This window comes from Xenorhabdus sp. XBWT, from assembly GCF_059072735.1.
Genome location: NZ_CM180990.1, coordinates 2,409,624 through 2,429,646, shown reverse-complemented (window position 1 = coordinate 2,429,646; position 20,023 = coordinate 2,409,624). Strand labels below are relative to the sequence as shown.

Annotated in this window: 14 protein-coding genes; 11 read left to right on the top strand and 3 right to left on the bottom strand. The window is 44.6% G+C overall.

What is annotated here, in order from left to right; translation table 11 throughout:
- Window positions 1-82: 82 nt before the first annotated feature.
- A complete protein-coding gene (locus tag AC5JQI_RS10660) occupies window positions 83-556 on the bottom strand; it encodes an outer membrane lipoprotein (RefSeq protein ID WP_237386613.1) in 474 nt (157 codons plus the stop codon).
- A gap of 348 nt (window positions 557-904) precedes the next feature.
- Between AC5JQI_RS10660 and anmK the strand changes: the two genes are divergently transcribed.
- From anmK to tyrS, 3 genes are all read left to right on the top strand, one after another.
- Complete coding sequence (gene anmK / locus AC5JQI_RS10655) at window positions 905-2,014, top strand: anhydro-N-acetylmuramic acid kinase (protein ID WP_493912139.1); 1,110 nt, start codon at window positions 905-907, stop codon at window positions 2,012-2,014.
- A 73-nt stretch (window positions 2,015-2,087) separates the two neighbouring features.
- Window positions 2,088-2,741: a pyridoxamine 5'-phosphate oxidase gene (gene pdxH / locus AC5JQI_RS10650; RefSeq protein WP_493912138.1), complete on the top strand. Its 654-nt coding sequence runs from the start codon at window positions 2,088-2,090 to the stop codon at window positions 2,739-2,741.
- A 254-nt stretch (window positions 2,742-2,995) separates the two neighbouring features.
- Window positions 2,996-4,267 (top strand): tyrosine--tRNA ligase, encoded by a 1,272-nt coding sequence (gene tyrS / locus AC5JQI_RS10645; RefSeq protein WP_493912137.1) that lies wholly within the window; start codon window positions 2,996-2,998, stop codon window positions 4,265-4,267.
- 74 nt (window positions 4,268-4,341) lie between these two features.
- On the opposite strand, the gene AC5JQI_RS10640 is transcribed toward tyrS, so the two are convergent.
- Window positions 4,342-4,896: a GNAT family N-acetyltransferase gene (locus AC5JQI_RS10640; protein WP_493912136.1), complete on the bottom strand. Its 555-nt coding sequence runs from the start codon at window positions 4,894-4,896 to the stop codon at window positions 4,342-4,344.
- Between the two features lie 246 nt (window positions 4,897-5,142).
- Between AC5JQI_RS10640 and AC5JQI_RS10635 the strand changes: the two genes are divergently transcribed.
- Window positions 5,143-5,991, top strand: coding sequence for a helix-turn-helix domain-containing protein (locus AC5JQI_RS10635; RefSeq protein ID WP_493912135.1), 849 nt, complete (start codon window positions 5,143-5,145; stop codon window positions 5,989-5,991).
- Between the two features lie 185 nt (window positions 5,992-6,176).
- Here the strand turns inward: AC5JQI_RS10635 and AC5JQI_RS10630 are convergent, their stop codons facing one another.
- Window positions 6,177-7,298 (bottom strand): ISAs1 family transposase, encoded by a 1,122-nt coding sequence (locus tag AC5JQI_RS10630; protein WP_493912134.1) that lies wholly within the window; start codon window positions 7,296-7,298, stop codon window positions 6,177-6,179.
- 45 nt (window positions 7,299-7,343) lie between these two features.
- Between AC5JQI_RS10630 and AC5JQI_RS10625 the strand changes: the two genes are divergently transcribed.
- From AC5JQI_RS10625 to AC5JQI_RS10595, 7 genes are all read left to right on the top strand, one after another.
- Window positions 7,344-7,871: a 4Fe-4S cluster-binding domain-containing protein gene (locus tag AC5JQI_RS10625; protein ID WP_493912133.1), complete on the top strand. Its 528-nt coding sequence runs from the start codon at window positions 7,344-7,346 to the stop codon at window positions 7,869-7,871.
- A 24-nt stretch (window positions 7,872-7,895) separates the two neighbouring features.
- On the top strand, window positions 7,896-14,171 hold the full coding sequence (locus AC5JQI_RS10620; protein ID WP_493912132.1) for a protein kinase domain-containing protein: 6,276 nt from the start codon (window positions 7,896-7,898) through the stop codon (window positions 14,169-14,171).
- A gap of 17 nt (window positions 14,172-14,188) precedes the next feature.
- Entirely contained in the window at window positions 14,189-15,508 is a 1,320-nt protein-coding gene (locus tag AC5JQI_RS10615; protein ID WP_493912131.1) for a hypothetical protein, read from the top strand.
- Between the two features lie 269 nt (window positions 15,509-15,777).
- Window positions 15,778-16,737, top strand: coding sequence for an oxidoreductase (locus AC5JQI_RS10610; protein WP_493912130.1), 960 nt, complete (start codon window positions 15,778-15,780; stop codon window positions 16,735-16,737).
- A 238-nt stretch (window positions 16,738-16,975) separates the two neighbouring features.
- A complete protein-coding gene (locus AC5JQI_RS10605; RefSeq protein WP_493912129.1) occupies window positions 16,976-18,406 on the top strand; it encodes a gamma-aminobutyraldehyde dehydrogenase in 1,431 nt (476 codons plus the stop codon).
- A 15-nt stretch (window positions 18,407-18,421) separates the two neighbouring features.
- Window positions 18,422-19,195 carry a nuclear transport factor 2 family protein gene (locus AC5JQI_RS10600; RefSeq protein ID WP_493912128.1) on the top strand — a complete coding sequence of 258 codons (774 nt, stop codon included), beginning with the start codon at window positions 18,422-18,424 and terminating at the stop codon, window positions 19,193-19,195.
- 53 nt (window positions 19,196-19,248) lie between these two features.
- Window positions 19,249-20,004 carry a FadR/GntR family transcriptional regulator gene (locus AC5JQI_RS10595; protein ID WP_493912127.1) on the top strand — a complete coding sequence of 252 codons (756 nt, stop codon included), beginning with the start codon at window positions 19,249-19,251 and terminating at the stop codon, window positions 20,002-20,004.
- Window positions 20,005-20,023: the final 19 nt, after the last annotated feature.

The window sequence follows — 20,023 nt, the reverse complement described above, 5'->3', positions numbered from 1 at the left end:
AAAAATGAAGGATATATAATAATAAAATCGCGGTCTAGATATTGGTCAGCCGCGATTTTTTAGTCTTGTTTATTTGAGTATTTCAGAGCGGCGATACTGTTAAAGAATCTCCGCTGTCAGCAATCCTGACACGTTGACCTTTGTTGAATACAATTTGATCCAACTTTTGTACCACGATGATATTTTTTCCGCTATCTGTATGAATTTCTAGCTCAACACCTTTCGTTTGGTTTACCGCTCCCTCAATGCCTTGACCAGCCATACCACCTGCAATAGCACCTGCGGCCGTAGCAAGTTTTTGACCAGAACCTCCACCGACAGTATTACCTAATAGCCCCCCCAAGACAGCTCCGCCAATGAGTCCTAACATATTAGGATCACCAGCGTCATTGCCTTTAATCGTGACGGGACGTACAGACAAGATAGTACCATAGGTCACAGCCTGCGCCTGTTTAGCTTGACCAATAGAATAAGTATCACTAGAAAGTGCTCCCATGTTTGCACAACCAGACAATGTGGTTACTACGACTGTACCAACCAGGAAACGTTTGAACATAATTACTCCTAATTTTATTGTCCGATAGGGACGCTTGATAATAAACTGATAATCAAGCATTCGGCTACTACTATTGTTAGCAGAGAAATAATAAATCAGCTAGCCGTTAATGACTTATATCCGTATATATAATAAATGCCTACAAATGTTTACAACAAACTCTGAAAGGAATAATTCTTGACCAAAAGTTTAGCACATTTTGTGAAGGACTCTCCAAAATTCAGATTTTATCCCTGATATTAATCAGTAAACATATCTAGTCCAAATAAATGTGTTTTATAGTTTACCTAAGATTAAATGTAATCCACATCGCTAAATGTAATCCATTCTTTAAATAGGGGAATATTTATGAAGTCAGGACGTTATATTGGTGTTATGTCTGGCACCAGCATGGATGGAGTTGATGTAATTCTGGCGGAGATTAGTGATAAAGGTGTTACTCAACAAGAGAGTTATAGTCATCCTTTCCCGCAGGAACTTAAGCAAAAACTGCTTTCTATTTGTCAGGGACAGCAAACGACATTATCAATGGTAGGGAGATTTGATTATGAGTTAGGTACTCTTTTTGCGGAAGCCGTTCAAGGGTTATTGAATAAAGCGGGATTAATTGCAAGTGATATTACTGCCATCGGTTGCCATGGGCAAACAGTATGGCACGAGCCGGATGGTGAAAAGCCTTTTACCATGCAGATTGGTGACAATAACCGCGTTGCGGCACTCACCAATATTACAACTGTCGGTGATTTCAGACGGCGTGATATGGCCTATGGTGGTCAAGGCGCACCGCTGGTTCCTGCATTTCATATGGCTGTATTGGGGCATCCAACAGAAAGACGTATTATTCTGAATATTGGTGGAATTGCAAATATCTCTGCACTTCTGCCTAATTCAGCTGTTAAAGGATATGATACAGGGCCGGGCAACATGTTGATGGATGCTTGGACATGGCGGCATAAGCAGTTACAGTATGATAAAGACGCATTATGGGCCAGTGAAGGAACAGTCAATGAATCTTTACTGCAAAAAATGCTTTCAGACTCTTATTTCGCACGTACTGCACCAAAAAGTACAGGGCGTGAATATTTTAATATGGCATGGCTGGAAAAACAGTTAGCCGATTTTCCAGATATTGCTCCGGTGGATGTTCAGGCAACGCTATCTGAATTAACGGCTGTCAGTATTGCTCAGCAAGTTACGTTAAGTGGCGGATGTGAACGTCTTCTGGTTTGTGGGGGTGGAGCACGTAATCCCCGCGTGATGAGCCGATTATCAACTTTATTACCGGGTACTGAAGTTGCAACGACAGATAAGTACGGTTTAAGTGGTGATGATATGGAAGCTCTGGCATTTGCTTGGCTGGCATTCCGAACTATGTCTGGATTGTCTGGTAACTTGCCGTCAGTGACAGGTGCGGATAGAGAGACAATTTTAGGGGCTATTTACCCTGTAGTTAAATAATAAGGTAATCAATACAGTTAGCTAGCAGATAACAATGATATGCTATACTCATGTAATAAACCGAGAGTTAGAAATGTCAGAACATAATGAAACGGCTATCGCAGAACTGCGTCGCGAATATATACGTGGCGGATTAAGGCGAAAAGATCTTACTAAAGAACCTATTGAGCTTTTTGAGCGTTGGCTAAAGCAGGCTGGTGAAGCTAAACTCAGTGATCCGACAGCAATGTGCATTGCTACAGTGGATGAGCATGGTCAACCCTATCAGCGCATCGTTTTATTAAAACATTTTGATGCTCATAGTCTAGTTTTCTACACCAACCTTGGCAGTCGTAAGGCGAAACATCTGGCACAAAATAACCGGATTAGCCTTCATTTTCCATGGTATCAATTGGAACGGCAGGTTAGTTTTCTCGGTAAAGCAGAAAAACTGTCTCCCATAGAAGTTGTTAAATACTTCCATAGTCGCCCAAAAGATAGCCAGATTGCAGCTTGGGCTTCCCAGCAATCTTCTCGGATCTCTGCCAGAGGAATTTTGGAAGGAAAGTTTTTGGAATTAAAACAAAAATTCCAGAACGGTGAGGTTCCTTTACCCAGCTTCTGGGGCGGATTTCGAGTTGAATTTGATTCGGTAGAATTCTGGCAGGGAGGTGCTTATCGCCTTCATGACCGTTTTCTGTATCAGCGTAAAGGTGATGATTGGCATGTTGATCGTCTAGCACCTTAACACTATTTTATATCCAATGGTATCTGACAGCTTTCAAATTACAGCCAATAAAGTAGTAGTTTTAAAGATGAAAGAGATAATTACCATTTTTATACTGGCACTTATAATACTGCCGTTTTATTCTATAGCACGTGATTTATAACGAGATACTTATATATATCCAATGGATTTCGAGATGCGGCCGACAAAGCGGCGATTTGAAAAGCGACGGGTATAGGTATATAGGTAAAGTATACAAACCGATGGAGTCATTGATGTCTAGCAATAACCTGATTAAACAATTGCAAGAGCGGGGCCTTGTTGCCCAGGTAACGGATGAAGAGGCGTTAGCTGAGAGACTGGCGCAAGGTCCGGTTTCTCTCTATTGTGGCTTCGATCCTACCGCTGACAGCTTGCATTTGGGCCATCTGGTTCCCTTGCTGTGTTTAAAACGATTCCAACTGGCTGGGCATAAGCCTATTGCGTTGGTCGGCGGTGCGACAGGTTTGATTGGCGATCCAAGCTTTAAGGCAACTGAGCGCAAATTGAACACGCAAGAAACTGTCAAAGAGTGGGTTGAGAAAATTCGTAAGCAAGTTTCACCATTCCTCAGTTTTGATGGTGAAAATGGCGCGGAACTGGCCAATAACTATGATTGGTTTGGTGAAATGGATGTGCTGGCTTTCCTTCGTGATATTGGCAAGCACTTTTCTGTTAACCAAATGATCAACAAAGAAGCGGTAAAACAGCGTCTAAACCGTGATGATGTTGGGATTTCGTATACTGAATTTTCTTATAATCTGTTGCAGTCATATGATTTTGCAAACTTGAATGAGAAATATGGTATTGAGTTGCAGATTGGCGGTTCAGATCAATGGGGTAACATTACTTCAGGTATCGATCTGACTCGTCGCTTACACCAGAAACAAGTGTTTGGTATGACAGTACCGCTGATCACCAAATCAGATGGAACTAAATTCGGTAAGACAGAAGGCGGCGCTGTTTGGCTCGATCCGAAGAAAACCAGCCCATACAAATTCTACCAGTTCTGGATTAACACAGCAGATGCCGATGTTTATCGTTTCTTGAAATTCTTCACTTTCATGGACATCAAAGATATCAATGTACTGGAAGAAGAAGATAAGAGTAGCGGCAAAGCTCCACGCGCCCAATATGTATTGGCAGAACAAGTTACAGGTATGGTACATGGTGAGGAAGGTCTTGCTGCGGCAAAACGCATCACTGAGAGTTTATTCTCTGGGGCTATTGCTGATCTGACCGAAGATGACTTTGCTCAATTGGCGCAAGATGGTATGCCTGCGATTGAACTTGAAAAGGGAGCTGATTTGCAACAAGCGTTGGTTACAGCTGAATTCGTTCCTTCCCGTGGACAAGCGCGTACCATGATCAGCTCTAATGCAGTTTCCATTAATGGTGAAAAACAATCTGAACCTATGTACGTGTTTGCAGACGATGATCATTTGTTTGGGCGTTATACTTTGTTACGCCGTGGCAAAAAACATTATTGCCTTATCAACTGGAAATAATTAATAAAGTGTTATTAAGGGCAACAGTAATGTTGCCCTTAACGTATTTGATACATCTCATTAAGCTTTTTTATTTATGCGGCGTTACATAATGCATACCATTCTTCACGTGTGATCCGACTGATATTTTCAGTGCGGGTTTCACCCAGAATTTCAATATACTGCTCTTTAATAGTATGATAATGGCGGAAACCACATTTTTCCTGCACACTTTTTGATTTATGATTGTCAGCAAAATAGCCGCACCATAAATTGTCCAGTTTCAGCTCCTCAAACGCGTGGCGCATCAGTTCACGCAATGCTTCAGGAATAAGTCTTTGTCCCCAGAAGGGAACTCCAATCCAATATGCCACTTCTGCGTCATTATCTCCGATAGGGAAGTTACTATCTTTTACCATTAACAGACCGATACATCCGATAGCACGATTATCTTCTTTCAGTGTAACGGCGTAGATTTCGTCGCACATAAAGATATCGCGGATAATTTGGGCACTTTCCTCTATGCTTTTGTGCACTGGCCAGCCTGCGATAGGGCCAACATGTTCATCTTTGGCATATTTATGCAGGCTTTCAGCATCTGTTTCTTGCCAAGAGCGTAAAATTAATCTTTTTGTTATTAGACTTTTCATTATGTTATTCACCGTTGAGTTGCGTTATTAAGCCTTCGCTACGGCCTAAATCATGTAAGTGAGGCTATTTTAGGAAGAAGGACACGATGATGTAATGGCAAAAACAGAGCGATTTAGGTACTTTTGAAAACTTTTTTCTTATTTTAAGGCTATTTTTTCAGTTAGTTAAGCACGAAGTGAGTTAAATATAATCAGCGTCAGGTCGGTTTTATCTCATTATTAACATGACAAAATGGAAACTACCCAATGTATGAAATTATTATAAAACGGCTGAAAGAACAGAAAAATGTGGTGGTTGGTGAGAGTGAAATTTGCGATGAAACTGAGTATCCATTGCAGCTTTCTTATACCGTTGTGCTGATATGCCTGCAAGGGAGAGCTACCATCAATATTAATTTCAAAAAGTATCCGGTAAAAGCTTACGATATTTTAGTATTGGCTGAAGATTCGATTGCTATCTGGCAGAAAAAGTCTGCAAATTTCAGATTATTTTATTGTTTTATTGATAAAAGTTTTGCTTCTGAAATTGCGTATGCCTTGCCGAATTCTCTGTTTTCCTTCTTACATGATACACCTATATGCTCGCCGGAGCCGTCAGAAATACCAATACTGAAAACATGGATAACGCAAACTAACTATATGATGGTGCATTATACGGATTACCAAAAAGTGATGATGTGTAACCATTTGCAGAATCTTTTTTTGGCAATTACAGAGCATATTCCAGATAAAAATTACTTAGTAAATAAAGAATTCAGTCGTAAAGAAAAACTATGCTGGCGTTTTTGGGAATTGACTAGCAAACATTGTATACAGCACCGGGATGTAGCGTTTTACGCAAATAAGCTTAGTATCACTCCGTTTTACCTTTCACAAATTACAAAAGTCTATTTCAATGATTCACCGAAGACATTGATTAACCGACAGGTTATTTTAGAGGTTAAAGCTTTGCTGAATTTATCTGCAATCTCGGTTAATGAAATTGCTATCAAAATGAATTTTGATGATCCCTCTTATTTGTCCCGTTATTTTAAACGAGAAACAGGATTATCATTGTCAGCATACCGACAGCAACAATATTCACACAATCTGTGATATCCCCGTTGTCTTTCAAGTTACTGTTTTGTTAGCGCGTTTGCTCACTGTTTTATAAACATACGGTTATCTGCTACTTTTCAGAATGCCGTGCACGTTTCTAATGGAAGTCGCTTGCTTATTACAGACAAAAGGGAACTCAGATAGGAGCTATGGGCAGGGGTTACGCATGAAATTTTGGTAGGCTAAAATTGATTAAATAACAGGGCTTCCATGTAGCCATTATCCCACCCGGCTGATTTCCTTCGGGCACTCAAACTCAACTTATTGTTGGTATCCCGTTTAACGATATTGAGCGCCATTTTACGTAATTGGGCAAATATTCTTGTGGCGATCTGCTCTCTCATCCGTGAATCATCTTCCCGAAAAGTGACATCCAGCACCCAGTGTAAGCTATTTTCAATAGCCCAATGTTTCCGAATGGCTGCTAACTGAAAGGCAGGAGCGTCCTGACAACTACTTAAATAATAACGAAAATAAGAGGTGACTGTTTCAGAATATTGTTCTTGCCGTATTGTTTCTGTGACCAGAAGAGCCTGAATATCTGGCCAGGAGCCTAAGTGTTTTGTTTCTGGTGTCAGCGGTAGAACCCATCCGCGTCGTCTGACGGTACGCCCATGGCTATCTTCAAATTCATCATGGTCAGGTTTCAGATAAGGTTTTTGTGTTGCCCGTTGTTGTTGAAAATAGTTAACCGCTTCCGAAAAGGTTTTTCCCTGATTGCCTTTAAGGGACAAAATATAATCGGCTCCGCTCTCGCGTAATTGCTGGGCAATCGTGCGTTGACAGCCCATCGCATCAAGCGTCACGAGATGGCCTTTCAAGGAAAGCATCGATAATAATGTGGGGATGGCCTTAATTTCGTTTGATTTTCCGTCTACAGCACACTGACATAAGCTAAGCCCTTTCTCAACGGAGAATGCACTTACCACATGTAATGGGCTTTGTTCAATTTTCTTGTCAAACGAATGGCGTAAACTTTTACCATCAATCGCAATGATCGCCCGCTTTTCTGAAGAAACATCATGAGAAACCCACTGATAAAAATGGCGTTCAAAGAGGCGGGGATTTAATAAACTGAAACAGCGCCGGAAAGTATCATGTGACGGAATACCGCCTTTGAGCGGAAGAAATGAACCCAGCCAATCCTTTTTTAGTTGACCATACTGTTCAATATCGGTCCAGGCGTTAGCGCCGGCAATGACAGCACATACCGCAATCACTAAGATATCAATAAAACGGTGCCTGATCTTTCCCTGACAACGCGGGTCTGGAAAATCAGAAAAGACATCCACTAATTTTTTCATCTGCATTCCCTCTAAAAATGAGGGAATTATCCACTAAATATTTTCATGCGTAACCCCTGTACATGGCGCCCGACACAACAACGCATTGCCGTAAGTACTCTGATAACTCAGCTCACACTGTGGCTGGCAGAGGCAGATGGTATCACTATTTCCGGTGGTGAGCCTTTTGACCAGCCAGATGCGCTTTATACGCTGTTAAAAACGTTACGTGATCATTTTTCTGGCGATATTCTGGTTTTCAGCGGATACGAATACAGCATGTTAAAAACAATGCTACAAACAATGGACAGTTTGATTGATGCCTTGGTATCCGGCCCATATCAACAGGATGCGACACAAAATTTGCGTTTGCGGGGCAGCGATAATCAGGAACTTCATCTTTTAACTCCGTTGGGCAGACAGCGTTATCACACTTATCATCTTCCGCTGGATGAAACGGACAAAGTGTTGGATCTTGCTTTGGATGCGCAAGGCCGAGTATTTATTGCCGGTATTCCGGAAAAGGGTGATATGGAGCGGTTCAGAACACTGCTTATGCAACAAGATCATCAGATTACACAAATTAAAAAATAGAATAACAACAGCTACAGGTATGTAATGGCTATGATGCGTTTTTGCCCCCATTGTCAGACAGAGCGGCCACTGACTGAAATTTTTTGTGAAGGTCATATTGGCGTACAGCCGTGCGGATGGGATTTATCTGCCGAGTCTATCCATGAACAAAGCTGGCGTCCGAAACTGCCGGACAGCACATCAACGCCAGAACCCATAGATTCGGAGTTTCAGGAGCATACCTTTACTTGCTTGAATGGTCACCCGATGGAAGAAGGTGATCTTATGTGTCTGCAATGTGGTGCGGATGCAGCCGAATTCTCTGCGGAAAATCATGTTGATCAGAGCACAACACTTTCACAGGCAGAACCAGCGTTTATCGGAGACTGGCTGCTGGGTGAACGAGTCAACAATAGTGATAGCCCGCGTGAGCGCTACAATGTGACTCATCGGGAAACCGGTAGACAGGGGGTTTTAACGCTTTATCAGTTGGGTGAAGAACCTGATCAGTCTGTCTATGATGTGTTCCGGCTTTTGTCGCAAAGTCATGTGCCGGAATTGCTGGACACAGGTCGTCAGTACGGCAGACCGTGGCATGTGACTGAACATATTTCCGGTGGTTCGTTAGAAGCATTTATTGCTCGGGGCGATTACTGGCAACCGGAAGAGATCTCTCAGCTTATCCGGGAAATTGGTCAGGCACTGGCTGCTTTTACAGAGCACGGTTTACGCCATCGTGATCTAAGCCCTGCCCATATTATGATCCGTCGGCGTTCGCCACTGGATATAGTGATCATCGAATTTGGTTCTGCTTGTTTATCGGAATACGATCTTGATATCGTCTCACCGCTGGATATCAGCCGTTACAGCGCACCGGAAATATTAGCTGGAGGAGTTTCCGCTGCTTCTGACTGGTGGAGTCTGGGCATTATTCTGCTCGAACAACTCACTCTTGGGCGTTGTTTTGAACAGATTCACACTAATGCGTTTCTGATTCAGATCATGACTCACAGTGTCACCATTCCCGATGATTTGGATGAAAATATCCGTATTCTGCTGCGCGGACTATTAATCCGTGACCGCAAACAGCGGTGGCAATGGCCAGAGGTATCAGCATGGCTTGACGGAAGAGCAGTGGCTGTGCCGGAAGAGACGGATCAGCAACAGCTGCAAAACGGCCGACAGCTCACGCTTGCGGGACAGGCGTATAGTCAACCGGCGCTGTTTGCTCTGAAAGCAGCAGAAACTGCTCAATGGGATGAAGCCTTGTCCTTATTACTGCGTGGGGAGCTTTTTTCATGGTTGGCCGGAATGAGTCACTATGAATTAATTCACCAGCAATTGCGTCTTTTTATTGATACTCCAAAGATTGATGACAATCTGCGCCTGATGCTGACCTTAAAGGTGCTGAATCCGAATATGCCGTTTATTTACTGCGGTCAGATCATCACGCCTTCCTGGTTATTGGAACATGCGGGTATCAGTTACAGCCTGATTAATGATCCGCTGGCCCAACTGTTACAGCAAATAGATACCAAACACTGGCTGGTACAGCTTTACCATCGTCAGAAGCAGATCCGCAATCGGGCAGAAACGCTGGAAATCATTCTTAATGAAAATATACTGAAAATCTATTTGCTGATTACATCTCATAGCCAGCTCATTGCCCGCTGGCAGGCGCATCATCAGTTATTTCCCGATACACATCACAGTGGTTTACGAACACTGATTGACAGACAGAATTTACAGGATGAAGACCTTATTCTATTGTTGGGTGCAGATATCGGACAGTTTATCGCACGTCAGACATTATTGGATGAAGCCGATAAACTGGCAAGACGTTATCGCATCAGTACATTTGAGAATGCGCGGGCAGATGCGTTATTACAATTGCCCCGCCTTACTCTGTATCAGCAGTTAAGAGAGCGGATCGGTGATTTTTGTCGATGCGGGATCGCGGATATTGATGAATGGAGAGAACAATTTTTACTGACACGGCGTCTACCGCTTGAGCAGATCATTGTGATGCTGGCCATTGCTGCGGAACAATGGGTCGTACCGGAAAAGCAACGCTATGTTCATCAAGTCATGCAGTTTTTTACCCGCAAAATCACCGCAAATACGCAGCGGGGATCTTTGGTTCGTATGCGTCTGACCCCATCGGCAAGTCGGATTGATTTGGCTGAACTGAATAGTGACCGGAAAAGTGCGCAGGATCTGTTACAGCATTTAATTAACCGACCTAAAAATGCGATTGCAATCGATAGCCAGACCTTATTGCAGATGCCTAAAGTCAACGATCGGCTACGAACATTACAGGCACAAACCGAACTATATCAGCGTGATACCGGCATAAATGGCATGTATCTGGGATTTCCGTTCCTGCTCATTCATACCCAGCCTTCAAAGATGAAGCCCCGTATCGCACCGCTGTTTCTCTGGCCGGTTAATCTGGTGATGAATACCGGACTGCGGGGCATTGCCCGTTTGCAGTTTGATAATGAGCGCAGTGCGGTGAGACTCAATCCGGCTCTGGCCAGCCTGAATGGTATTCCGTTGGTAAAAGAGTGGCAGATAGCTTTGGATCAACTTCTTAGTCATACCGGACTGACGGTCGAGAGTGTTATGGAAAAGCTCTCTACTGTCATGATGGTGACAGTAAGGAATTTATCTGCATTGCCATCAGATGCGGAAATCGAAGAGAACAGTGCATCGTTGTGTTGTTCAGCCGTGCTGTTTCACACGTCGTTTATCGGACAGGCTATTGGTGAAGACCTGCAACAAATTGCCGGTTTGCCGATTGAGAACACAGCACTGGAAAAAGCACTGGGACTGCTGGAGTCCGAAGTGCCAGAATCTTTTTCGTTAAAAGCAGAAGAACGCTATTTTGTCAGTGCGACAGATCCGTCTCAGGAAATAGTGGTGGTGGCAGCACGGCAAAATCGGGGATTGTTGATTGAAGGCCCACCGGGAACCGGTAAAAGCCAGACCATTGTTAATCTGATTGCGGATACAATCGGGCGGCAAAAAACAGCACTGGTAATTTGTCAGAAACCCGCCGCACTGGAAGTCGTGTATAAACGTCTGATAGCATGTGGCTTGACGAACCGTATTGTGCTTGTAAATCAGACGCAGAAAGGACGTGATACCATCCAGTTGGTACGCTCACAAGTTGATGATCTGTTTCTTCGCGAGAAAAACGGCGATCAGACAGAAAACTGGGTACGTAAACGCGATATTACCGCTCAGCGTATAGACAGATATGAAACACAACTGGATAGCTACTATAACGGGCTATATCAGTATCATGAAGCGGCGGGATGTTCTTATCGTCAACTGATGGCCTCCCTGATCGCACTGCGTGATAAGGGAAAAATCATGCTCGATTTATCAGAACTGCAATCGTTATTCCTCTCATCAGACGCAGTTGAAACAATCAAAACCATTGATGATATCGTTCAGGCCGTTCCTTTATGGCTGGCTGCCGATTATGAGGATAGTCCGCTTTCGCAATTGCGTCCTTTCTCTGCGGATGACAACAATTGTCATCAGTTTAACCGGGACTTTGCCGAATTTATACAGGCTGAAATAGCACGGGAACAGACCCTGACCCTGTCTGATACACAGATCACCATTGAAACACTGACCCACCATCAGCCCGCTCTGGTAGCTTGTAAAGTGGAATTTGCTTCATTATCTTCGCTGACATGGCAGCAATTTGCTCGCTGGCTGCCGTTGTTCTGTAATGAAAAAGGTCAACAGTCGCGTGGTCAACAGATTATCAGCCAACTGGAAGCATTGATTATGCGCTTACAGCAGGTAGATGTTTCGTTGTGTGATCCGCGCTTATTCCATCTTCTGGGAGATTGTGAAAATCCGGTGTTGGCACAGCTATCGCAGGCATTAAAAGAGAAACAGCAGACATCATTCTGGTTGTATCTGAATCCGTTTTATCATGCCCGCCAACGTAAGTTTAACGCTTTTTCTGCTATGCACGGCATCAGTGATAATCCGGCGCAGTACACCGCCTTTTCTCATTCAATCAGTGTCGAACAGACATGGCGACTTATCCGTAACGAACTGAATCAGTTACATCAACAACTTGAAGTTGAAGAATTTTCTGATTCTGATGCTTTTTTATTACTTCAGACGTTGGAAAATACGGCAGCCAACCTTCGTCAGATTGCTGGTCTGACCCAATTTGTGGTTGATTACCCGCAGCCAGCACATTTATTCAGTGCGATACATGACGGCCAGCATGATGGTTTTTTACAGCAGTGTCTTAAAATCGAGACTGCGATTACACGAGCTCAGGCACAAGAAAATAGTTGTGGCGTACTCAGTATACTGACTCCGTATCTGACCAGTCAGACACAACAGCGATTTGCTAGAGCGATTAAATATCAGACGTCTCTTAACCATGATCTTACCGCTATAGAGACGGCAATCCCAACGTTAAAACCTTATATGCAGTTCAGTATGCTTTCTGAAAACTTTGGTGAGACTCATTGGAAAATTCTGGCGCAATTACATCCTTATGCAGAGAAACTGTCTCAGTTGAGTGACACAGTATTACGTCAGACAATCGAGAATACGTTGAAATACTATTATTATTTGTCTTTGACGGCGTTGTTTGAGTGTCAGTTTCCTGCATTATCTGTAGAGCAGGATGCATTAGAGCACAGTGTTCAACAACTGGAAAAGATTCAGGGTGAGTTGCAGACACTGAACCGTGAAGCTTTCAATAAAGGATTAGAGTATCCGCAAATCAGCCCGAGGAGAGTATGGGAAGAGATTACCCGTTTAACAGGAAAGCGTGCCAGAAGGTTACGTGAATTTATCGAAGAGGGAGAGGCGCTTGGTCTGATGTGTTTGCGTCCGGTGTGGCTGATGACCCCGGATGTCGCCAGTCAGATCTTACCACTCAAAGCTGGTTTGTTTGATACAGTCATTTATGATGAAGCTTCTCAGATCCCGATAGAATATGCCTTACCGACGTTGTATCGAGGTAAACGAATGATTGTCAGTGGTGATGAAAAACAGATGCCACCTTCTAGTTTCTTTGCCGGGTCAGTCAATAATGAGGATGACGACGAAGAAAACGATTCACCAGAACAGCAACAGGAAAAACCACAAAGTGAGTGGAATTACCGTCAAATTGGCGAGTGTCCTGATTTACTGCATTTGGCCCGGACGGTGTTACCAGTTTATACGCTTGATATTCACTATCGTTCTGTTTACCGTGATCTGATTAATTTTTCAAACCATGCGTTTTATGAAAAACGTCTGAATATTCCGGCACAGCATTCAGAAAAAGTGCTCAGTAAAATAAAACCGCTGTCACTGGAGATGGTTAACGGAACATACAGCAATCAGTGTAACCCCGGCGAGGCGGAAGCCATCGTAACACGTCTGGCTGAAATCTGGCTGGTTCCGTTTGAAAGCCGCCCATCTGTCGGCATTGTCACCTTTAACCAGAAACAGGCACAGCTAATCCATCATCTTCTGACTGAACGTACTGAAACAGATGCGGATTTTCGTCAGGCCTATATGCAGGAAACACAGCGGCAGGAACAGGGTGAGGATATGTCGTTGTTTGTAAAAAACGTTGAAAATGTGCAGGGTGATGAACGTGATGTGATTTTATTCTCTACCACGTTCGGGCGTAACAAGCAGGGGAGTTTCCGGCGTAATTTCGGGGTATTAGGGCAGACAGGCGGAGAACGGCGGCTTAATGTAGCCATTACCCGTGCCAGAAAACAGGTGGTTATCTTTTCATCCATGCCACTGGACGAAATATCTGACTTGCTTTCAACCTATCGCAAACCTGACATTCCCCGTGATTTCTTACAAGGGTATCTGACGTTTGCCCGTAATCTGACAACCGGACAAAGTGAACATAATCAGGCGTTACTCAACAGAATGTGCCGTACAGATACCGGTCTGAATGATAACAACCAAACCAATGATGGTTTTGTGCAATCCGTGGTGAGTTTCCTGCAACAATTCATGCAACAGCAATCCTTTCAACAACAAGGCTGGCAGATAGCTGAAGTGCAGCAGGTCGGTGCTTTCTATTTTGATTGCATTATTGAACATAAACACAGCGGGCGATATATCATCGGGATTGAATGCGATGTGCCGCACCATCCGTTATTGCGGCAAGCAAGGGCGAGGGAAATATGGCGGTCATCCGTGTTAAAACAGGTGGTTCCATCCCGTTACCGGATTTCTGTTACGGAATGGTTTTATCAGCCGGAAATTGCACAACAGAAACTGGTTGCAGCGATTACACAAGCCTTCTCAACGCACAATCTATAGGGTATACAGGAATTGTTATGAGTTCATCCCTACACACAGTCATAATCAGAGAACAAGATTTGAGCATGTGCCGACGTGCACATGCCAGATTAAAGCCACTTTATCAACGCTGGCAACATATCAGCCAGAAGTTTACTTATGCGGATGAAGCCAGGAATCAGCTGTTCTCACAGCAGTTTCAGGCATTAAACATTCGTATGGAGCAGATGGCTATCTCTACGTCACCCGGTAAAATAGATACTCTGCAACGCCATATTGAGAAGTTTACGCAGGATATTCAGGAAGAGACAGCACTGTTACAGGCTGAGTTACTGGAAAAACAGACCGAAGAAGTACGAAAACACCATCATCGCAGCAAAAATCTGAAATTTCTGACCGGATTTCTTGAAGGTAAGCTGCCAGACAACTATTCGCTGAATGCGGCATTAGAATTGGCTGTCAAAGAGCAATCCTGTCTGACAGAAAATCAATCAGCATTATTAGCTTCATTGCTGGCTGAACAAGGTGCCGATCTGCAACGAGATTGGCAGGCACCAACAACACCTGATCCGAAAACGACTATTCAGTTCGGGCAGATAGAATCCATGATCATCAAACTGGGCATTCTTGATAACCAGCGTGATCTCTCGTCTTATCAGGCACAATATCAAACGGTTTTATTGCTGAAAGATGAGGTACAAAAACAACTCAGAGCAGATTCACTGATTTTTGAGCTGGTAGCGCAGATTCGTCAGGAACAGCATTTGCAGGATCTCCGTACTCAGTTGGCTGTCGCCATTGCCGAGTTGGAGAGTCTGGATGATAAAGAGGCAATCACCATCGGCCGTGAAGCTGACATCGTGGCACAGCAAGGTTCGCTTTCCGAGGTAACAGCCCATCTGGAACAGGTTCATGAGGCAATTCTCCGGATAGAACGACGTATTATCACGGCTGAACGCCGCGATGTCGTGCTGGAAGGGTTGCGTGAATTAGGTTATCAGGTAAATGAAAATACGGTTAATGCGTGGCTGACTGACGGTCAGGTGGTCATTTCTCATCCGTCAACGCCGGATTATGGTCTGGAACTTAGTGCTGGTGGCGAAGAGAGTGCCCGTTTTCAGGTCCGAACTGTGGCATTTTCAGAAGAAAGAGATACCACGCGTGATAGAGATATTGATGCTGTCTGGTGCCATCAACACTATCAGTTACAGGAAAATCTGGCAAAATCCGGTGCGGAACTGACTATTGATAGGGCATTACCTCCCGGAAGCAGCAAAATGAAAGTGAGAGAACGGACTGATGCTATCCGACAACAACGTGTGGCAAGCCACAATAAAATGCAGATGCGTAAAGGATAAGAGCGGTTAACTGATGGTGTAACTTGAAAGTAGTAAGGTGACTAAGGCTGATAAGGCGATAGTTCTCAGTCACCATACGCTCACGTTGATATCGCTATGTTTATGGTAAAAACATAGCTTTTTTGGCTGGTTACTAGTCTAGCCTTTTATCTCTCTGGCAAATTAAATTGCTGGAGATACTGAAATGATGCAAAACGGATGTTATGGCGTTCACTATAGATTTCATTTAACGGTTATGTGCGATCAATAAAATATTTATTGGAGATTTTATGAGAATACAAAAGCCGATTAATGCAGGATTTAATGCGTCATCTACAGTTTCTGATGTGCTTGAATCTCTAGACCTTAAGGATAAAGTCGCCCTTATCACAGGCGGACATTCTGGATTGGGGTTTGAGGCTACCAAAGCACTTTCAAAAGCAGGTGTGCATGTAGTTGTAGGTACCCGGAATGTAAGGAGTGCCTCTAAAGCACTAAGTGGGTTACCGAATGTCACAATTCTTCAGCTTGATCTTTCAGATATCAGATCTGTAAGGAGTTTGGCATCGTTTATCACTACCAACAGTTATAATTTTAATTTTGTGATTTGCAATGCTGGAATCATGGCTTGTCCCGAAAAAAGAGTTGGTCCGGGTTGGGAATCTCAGTTTGCTACGAATCATATCGGCCATTATGTGCTGGTTAATCTGATATGGAATAATATTTGCTCCGGAGGAAGAATTGCATGTGTTTCATCCGCAGGGCATCATAATTCTCCAATCAGATGGGATGATATTCATTTTACTAATGGTTATGACAAATGGCTTGCTTATGGTCAGTCTAAAACTGCTAATGTTCTTTTTGCATTGCAGTTGGATATTTATGGTCAAAGTAGAGATATCAGGGCATTTTCTTTGCATCCAGGTAAAATATTCACTCCTCTCCAAAGACACCTGACTAATGAAGAGATGACAAATGAAGGGTGGATGGATAAGGATGGAAATCCGATTGATCCAACCTTTAAATCCCCAGAACAAGGGGCTGCAACTGGGGTATGGGCGGTAACAAGTCCATCCCTGAAAGGACTGGGGGGACTTTATTGTGAAGATTGTAATGTTGCAGCTCTCGCATCAGAATATGCCGAACCTTTTGTCGGTGTTTGTGAATACGCAATTGATCCAGCAGAAGCGTTAAAATTGTGGAATTTCACGGCTAACCTTATAGACGTGAATGCATTTTCAGGCCACTAAGTGCGTTTTGTTTAAGTTGTGATGCAGTCTGCTTTTTGCAACAGTGCCCAATCCCGAAATCCTCGATCCTACTCACAGTTTTAAACTTTTTTCCTGATGGAAATGCTGAAAGTTACTCGTATGTATATAAATCTATGTGAATTTTTACATTTTTGATACAAATTTGACAATGATGCAACCATTAAATATATTAAATCATAGGTTATATTTTATATATTCAATCCATCAGGAGGTAACCATGTCGGTGCCAACGCTCAGGCATTTTATTAATGGTCGGTATATTCAATCCAAAGGTTCTGAATATTTTGATTTGGTAAGTCCAGTCACTGGTGAATCTTATGCACGTTCTCCTAACGCGACCACAGCAGATGTTGATGATGCTTATGCAGCAGCTAAAGAAGCGTTTAAAATATGGGGACGCAGTACTCCCTCGGCGCGTCAGCAGGCGTTGTTAGCGCTGGCTGATGCGGTAGAAAAAAACGCTGAACGTCTGATTGAGTCACAGAGCCGCAATACAGGGCAGCTCAAGCATCTGATTGCTTCCGAGGAGGTTGCGACATCAGTGGATCATATTCGCTTCTTCGCCGGGGCTGCCCGTTTTCTCGAAGGCAAGGCTACAGCTGAATATCTTCCTGATATGACCACCAGTATCCGGCGTGAACCGCTGGGAGTGGTTGGGCAGGTTACCCCATGGAACTATCCGTTGATGATGGCGGTATGGAAGATAGCGCCTGCGCTGGCAGCAGGTAATACTGTGGTACTTAAACCGAGCGATACCACGCCAGAGAGTACTCTGTTGCTGGCTGAACTGGCCGCACCATTCTTCCCCACCGGTTCCTTCAACGTGGTGCTGGGTAATGCCAGCGCAGGTGCTCTGGTAGTTTCGCACAAAACACCAGCGATGGTTTCCATCACGGGTTCCGTACGTGCAGGTTTGCAGGTTGCCTCTTCGGCGGCGGCTAATCTCACCAGAGCGCATTTAGAGTTGGGCGGTAAAGCACCGGTGGTTATTTTTGCCGACGCGGATATGGACAAAGCGGTGGAAACCATTGCTATCGCGGGGTACTTCAACGCTGGTCAGGACTGTACGGCAGCTTCACGAGTGCTTGTGCATGAGTCTGTTCACGATATTTTCGTCACTAAACTGGTGGCGGCCGCCAAAGCCATCCGTTTTGGCGATCCAGAAGATAAAGAGGCACTGTATGGGCCGCTTAATAATGTTCGCCAGCTGGAACAGGTCAAGGGATTTATTGCACGTTTGCCCGCTCATGCCCGCATAGAAACAGGAGGCCGTCAGGCCGATCGTTCGGGATATTACTTTGAACCTACGGTGATTACCGGTCTGGATCAGTACGATGAAGTGATTCAGACCGAGATTTTTGGCCCAGTTATCACAGTGCAGAAGTTCCTGACAGAGCAGGATGCTATCGGGAAAGCTAATGATGTGAAATACGGGTTGGCCTCCAGTGTCTGGACCCGCGATCATGGCCGCGCATTGCGCATGTCTCGTGAGCTTGATTTTGGAACCGTCTGGATTAACACCCATATTCCTCTTACGGCAGAAGCACCGCATGGCGGCTTCAAGAATTCGGGATATGGCAAAGATCTGTCGGCTTATGGCTTCGAAGAATATACGCGTATCAAACACGTGATGAGCTCCAATGACTGATGCAGGACACCCATAATGAATCAAAATAGATCTTCGCGCGACTTGGTATCGCACGCACACCACGAGCTGTTTACTCGCCGTGATGTGGGGGCACTTGAGCGTTATTTTTCGCCTAATTTCATCGAACATTCCCCGTTGGTCAAAGATGGTCTTGCCGGATTGCGTGAGCTGGTTGAGGTTCATCCTGAACTGCACCATGAAACGTACCGCGTATTACAGGATGGTGACCTGATTGCTATCCACGGCCGTTTTACCGGGTTAGACGATCAGCCGTTGGTTGGTTTCGATCTGTACCGGGTTGCTGATGGCTTAATTGTGGAGCACTGGGATGGCCTAGTGCCGCAGTCCGCTCCCAACGCCAGTGGCCGAACTCAGTTAGACGGCCCGACTGAAACGGGCCACAGCCATGACAGGGAGAAGAACCGTGAACTAGTGGTTAATTTTTTCACTCGTACCCTGATCGAAGGACACTATGATGACTTTGGGAACTACACCAATGGTGAAGAGTTTCGCCAACACAGCCCCGATATTCCTGATGGTACGGCTGCGGTCATTGCGTTTCTCAAGCAACTCAGGGATGAAGGACAGGGCCTGCATTATGCAAAAATCCACCGTACAGTAGCCGACGGGCAGTTTGTTCTGAGCCATTCGGAGGGAAGCATTGCCGGAGCGCGTCACAGTTACTTTGAGCTATGGCGCATCGAGAACGGCAAAGTGGCTGAGCTTTGGGATGCTATCACCCCGGTACCGGAGGATGCGCAAGCGCTGCATCGCCACGGTATTTTTTAGCGTTGTTTGCAGACATGCTGAAATCCCATGTCATTTCAACCAGGAATTAGAGAATGACGGCATATTCTATCATCTATGCCCCGCTCGATCAGGCTACCCGGACCGAACAGGTTGTGGAACGATTAAGTAACGCGATCATCTCCGGAATATTACAGGCTGATGAGCAGCTGCCTAACGAAAACGAGTTGTCGCGGTTGTTGGGTGTGTCACCGGTAACTGTTCGTGACGCCCTAAATACGCTGCGCGCTAGGCAGTTGATCGATACTCGGCGTGGACGTCATGGCGGTAGTTTTGTGTGTCAGGTCTCTGTTGAGGCCATGCGGAAATATCCTCCGTTGCGGCGGATGGCTTCAGGTGAACTGGCGGATTTCAGCGAGTTTCACTGTGCAGTGATCGGCCACAGTGCGAGGCTCGCGGCGCAACGTTCGACACTGGATGAACTGAGAAAGCTTGAGCAATTGATCGACAGCTTTGAGGTCGCGACGCAACCGGATATCCGTATACAAACAGATATGCGTTGTCTATTAACCCTGGCATCTCAGTCACAGTCGGCCAGGCTTGCCAATCAGGAGCTGGCGATTCAGGCTGAATGGACACCTTTGATGGCGCTTTTGTACCGAGAAGCCACCGTTCATAACGAGGTTGTTGCTGTCTGGCGTACACTTCTGGTCGCTCTGTATGAAGGTGATGACCTTACCTGTTACCAACTTGCGCAAAAGATGATTATCCAAATTACCGACCACCTGCTTGAACGCAAATTGCGTATGGATACTGATGTACCATTTTTGCCGAGATCTGATCGTGAGTAACGTGTCTGCATTCATTTCA

What these genes read in the sequence shown, in the direction of transcription:
- AC5JQI_RS10660 (WP_237386613.1), bottom strand. Translation starts at nt 556, where the DNA reads ATGTTCAAACGTTTCCTGGTTGGTACAGTCGTAGTAACCACATTGTCT.
- pdxH (WP_493912138.1), top strand. Translation starts at nt 2,088, where the DNA reads ATGTCAGAACATAATGAAACGGCTATCGCAGAACTGCGTCGCGAATAT.
- AC5JQI_RS10600 (WP_493912128.1), top strand. Translation starts at nt 18,422, where the DNA reads ATGAATCAAAATAGATCTTCGCGCGACTTGGTATCGCACGCACACCAC.
- AC5JQI_RS10630 (WP_493912134.1), bottom strand. Translation starts at nt 7,298, where the DNA reads ATGAAAAAATTAGTGGATGTCTTTTCTGATTTTCCAGACCCGCGTTGT.
- tyrS (WP_493912137.1), top strand. Translation starts at nt 2,996, where the DNA reads ATGTCTAGCAATAACCTGATTAAACAATTGCAAGAGCGGGGCCTTGTT.
- AC5JQI_RS10620 (WP_493912132.1), top strand. Translation starts at nt 7,896, where the DNA reads ATGGCTATGATGCGTTTTTGCCCCCATTGTCAGACAGAGCGGCCACTG.
- anmK (WP_493912139.1), top strand. Translation starts at nt 905, where the DNA reads ATGAAGTCAGGACGTTATATTGGTGTTATGTCTGGCACCAGCATGGAT.
- AC5JQI_RS10625 (WP_493912133.1), top strand. Translation starts at nt 7,344, where the DNA reads ATGCGTAACCCCTGTACATGGCGCCCGACACAACAACGCATTGCCGTA.
- AC5JQI_RS10635 (WP_493912135.1), top strand. Translation starts at nt 5,143, where the DNA reads ATGTATGAAATTATTATAAAACGGCTGAAAGAACAGAAAAATGTGGTG.
- AC5JQI_RS10605 (WP_493912129.1), top strand. Translation starts at nt 16,976, where the DNA reads ATGTCGGTGCCAACGCTCAGGCATTTTATTAATGGTCGGTATATTCAA.
- AC5JQI_RS10640 (WP_493912136.1), bottom strand. Translation starts at nt 4,896, where the DNA reads ATGAAAAGTCTAATAACAAAAAGATTAATTTTACGCTCTTGGCAAGAA.
- AC5JQI_RS10615 (WP_493912131.1), top strand. Translation starts at nt 14,189, where the DNA reads ATGAGTTCATCCCTACACACAGTCATAATCAGAGAACAAGATTTGAGC.
- AC5JQI_RS10610 (WP_493912130.1), top strand. Translation starts at nt 15,778, where the DNA reads ATGAGAATACAAAAGCCGATTAATGCAGGATTTAATGCGTCATCTACA.
- AC5JQI_RS10595 (WP_493912127.1), top strand. Translation starts at nt 19,249, where the DNA reads ATGACGGCATATTCTATCATCTATGCCCCGCTCGATCAGGCTACCCGG.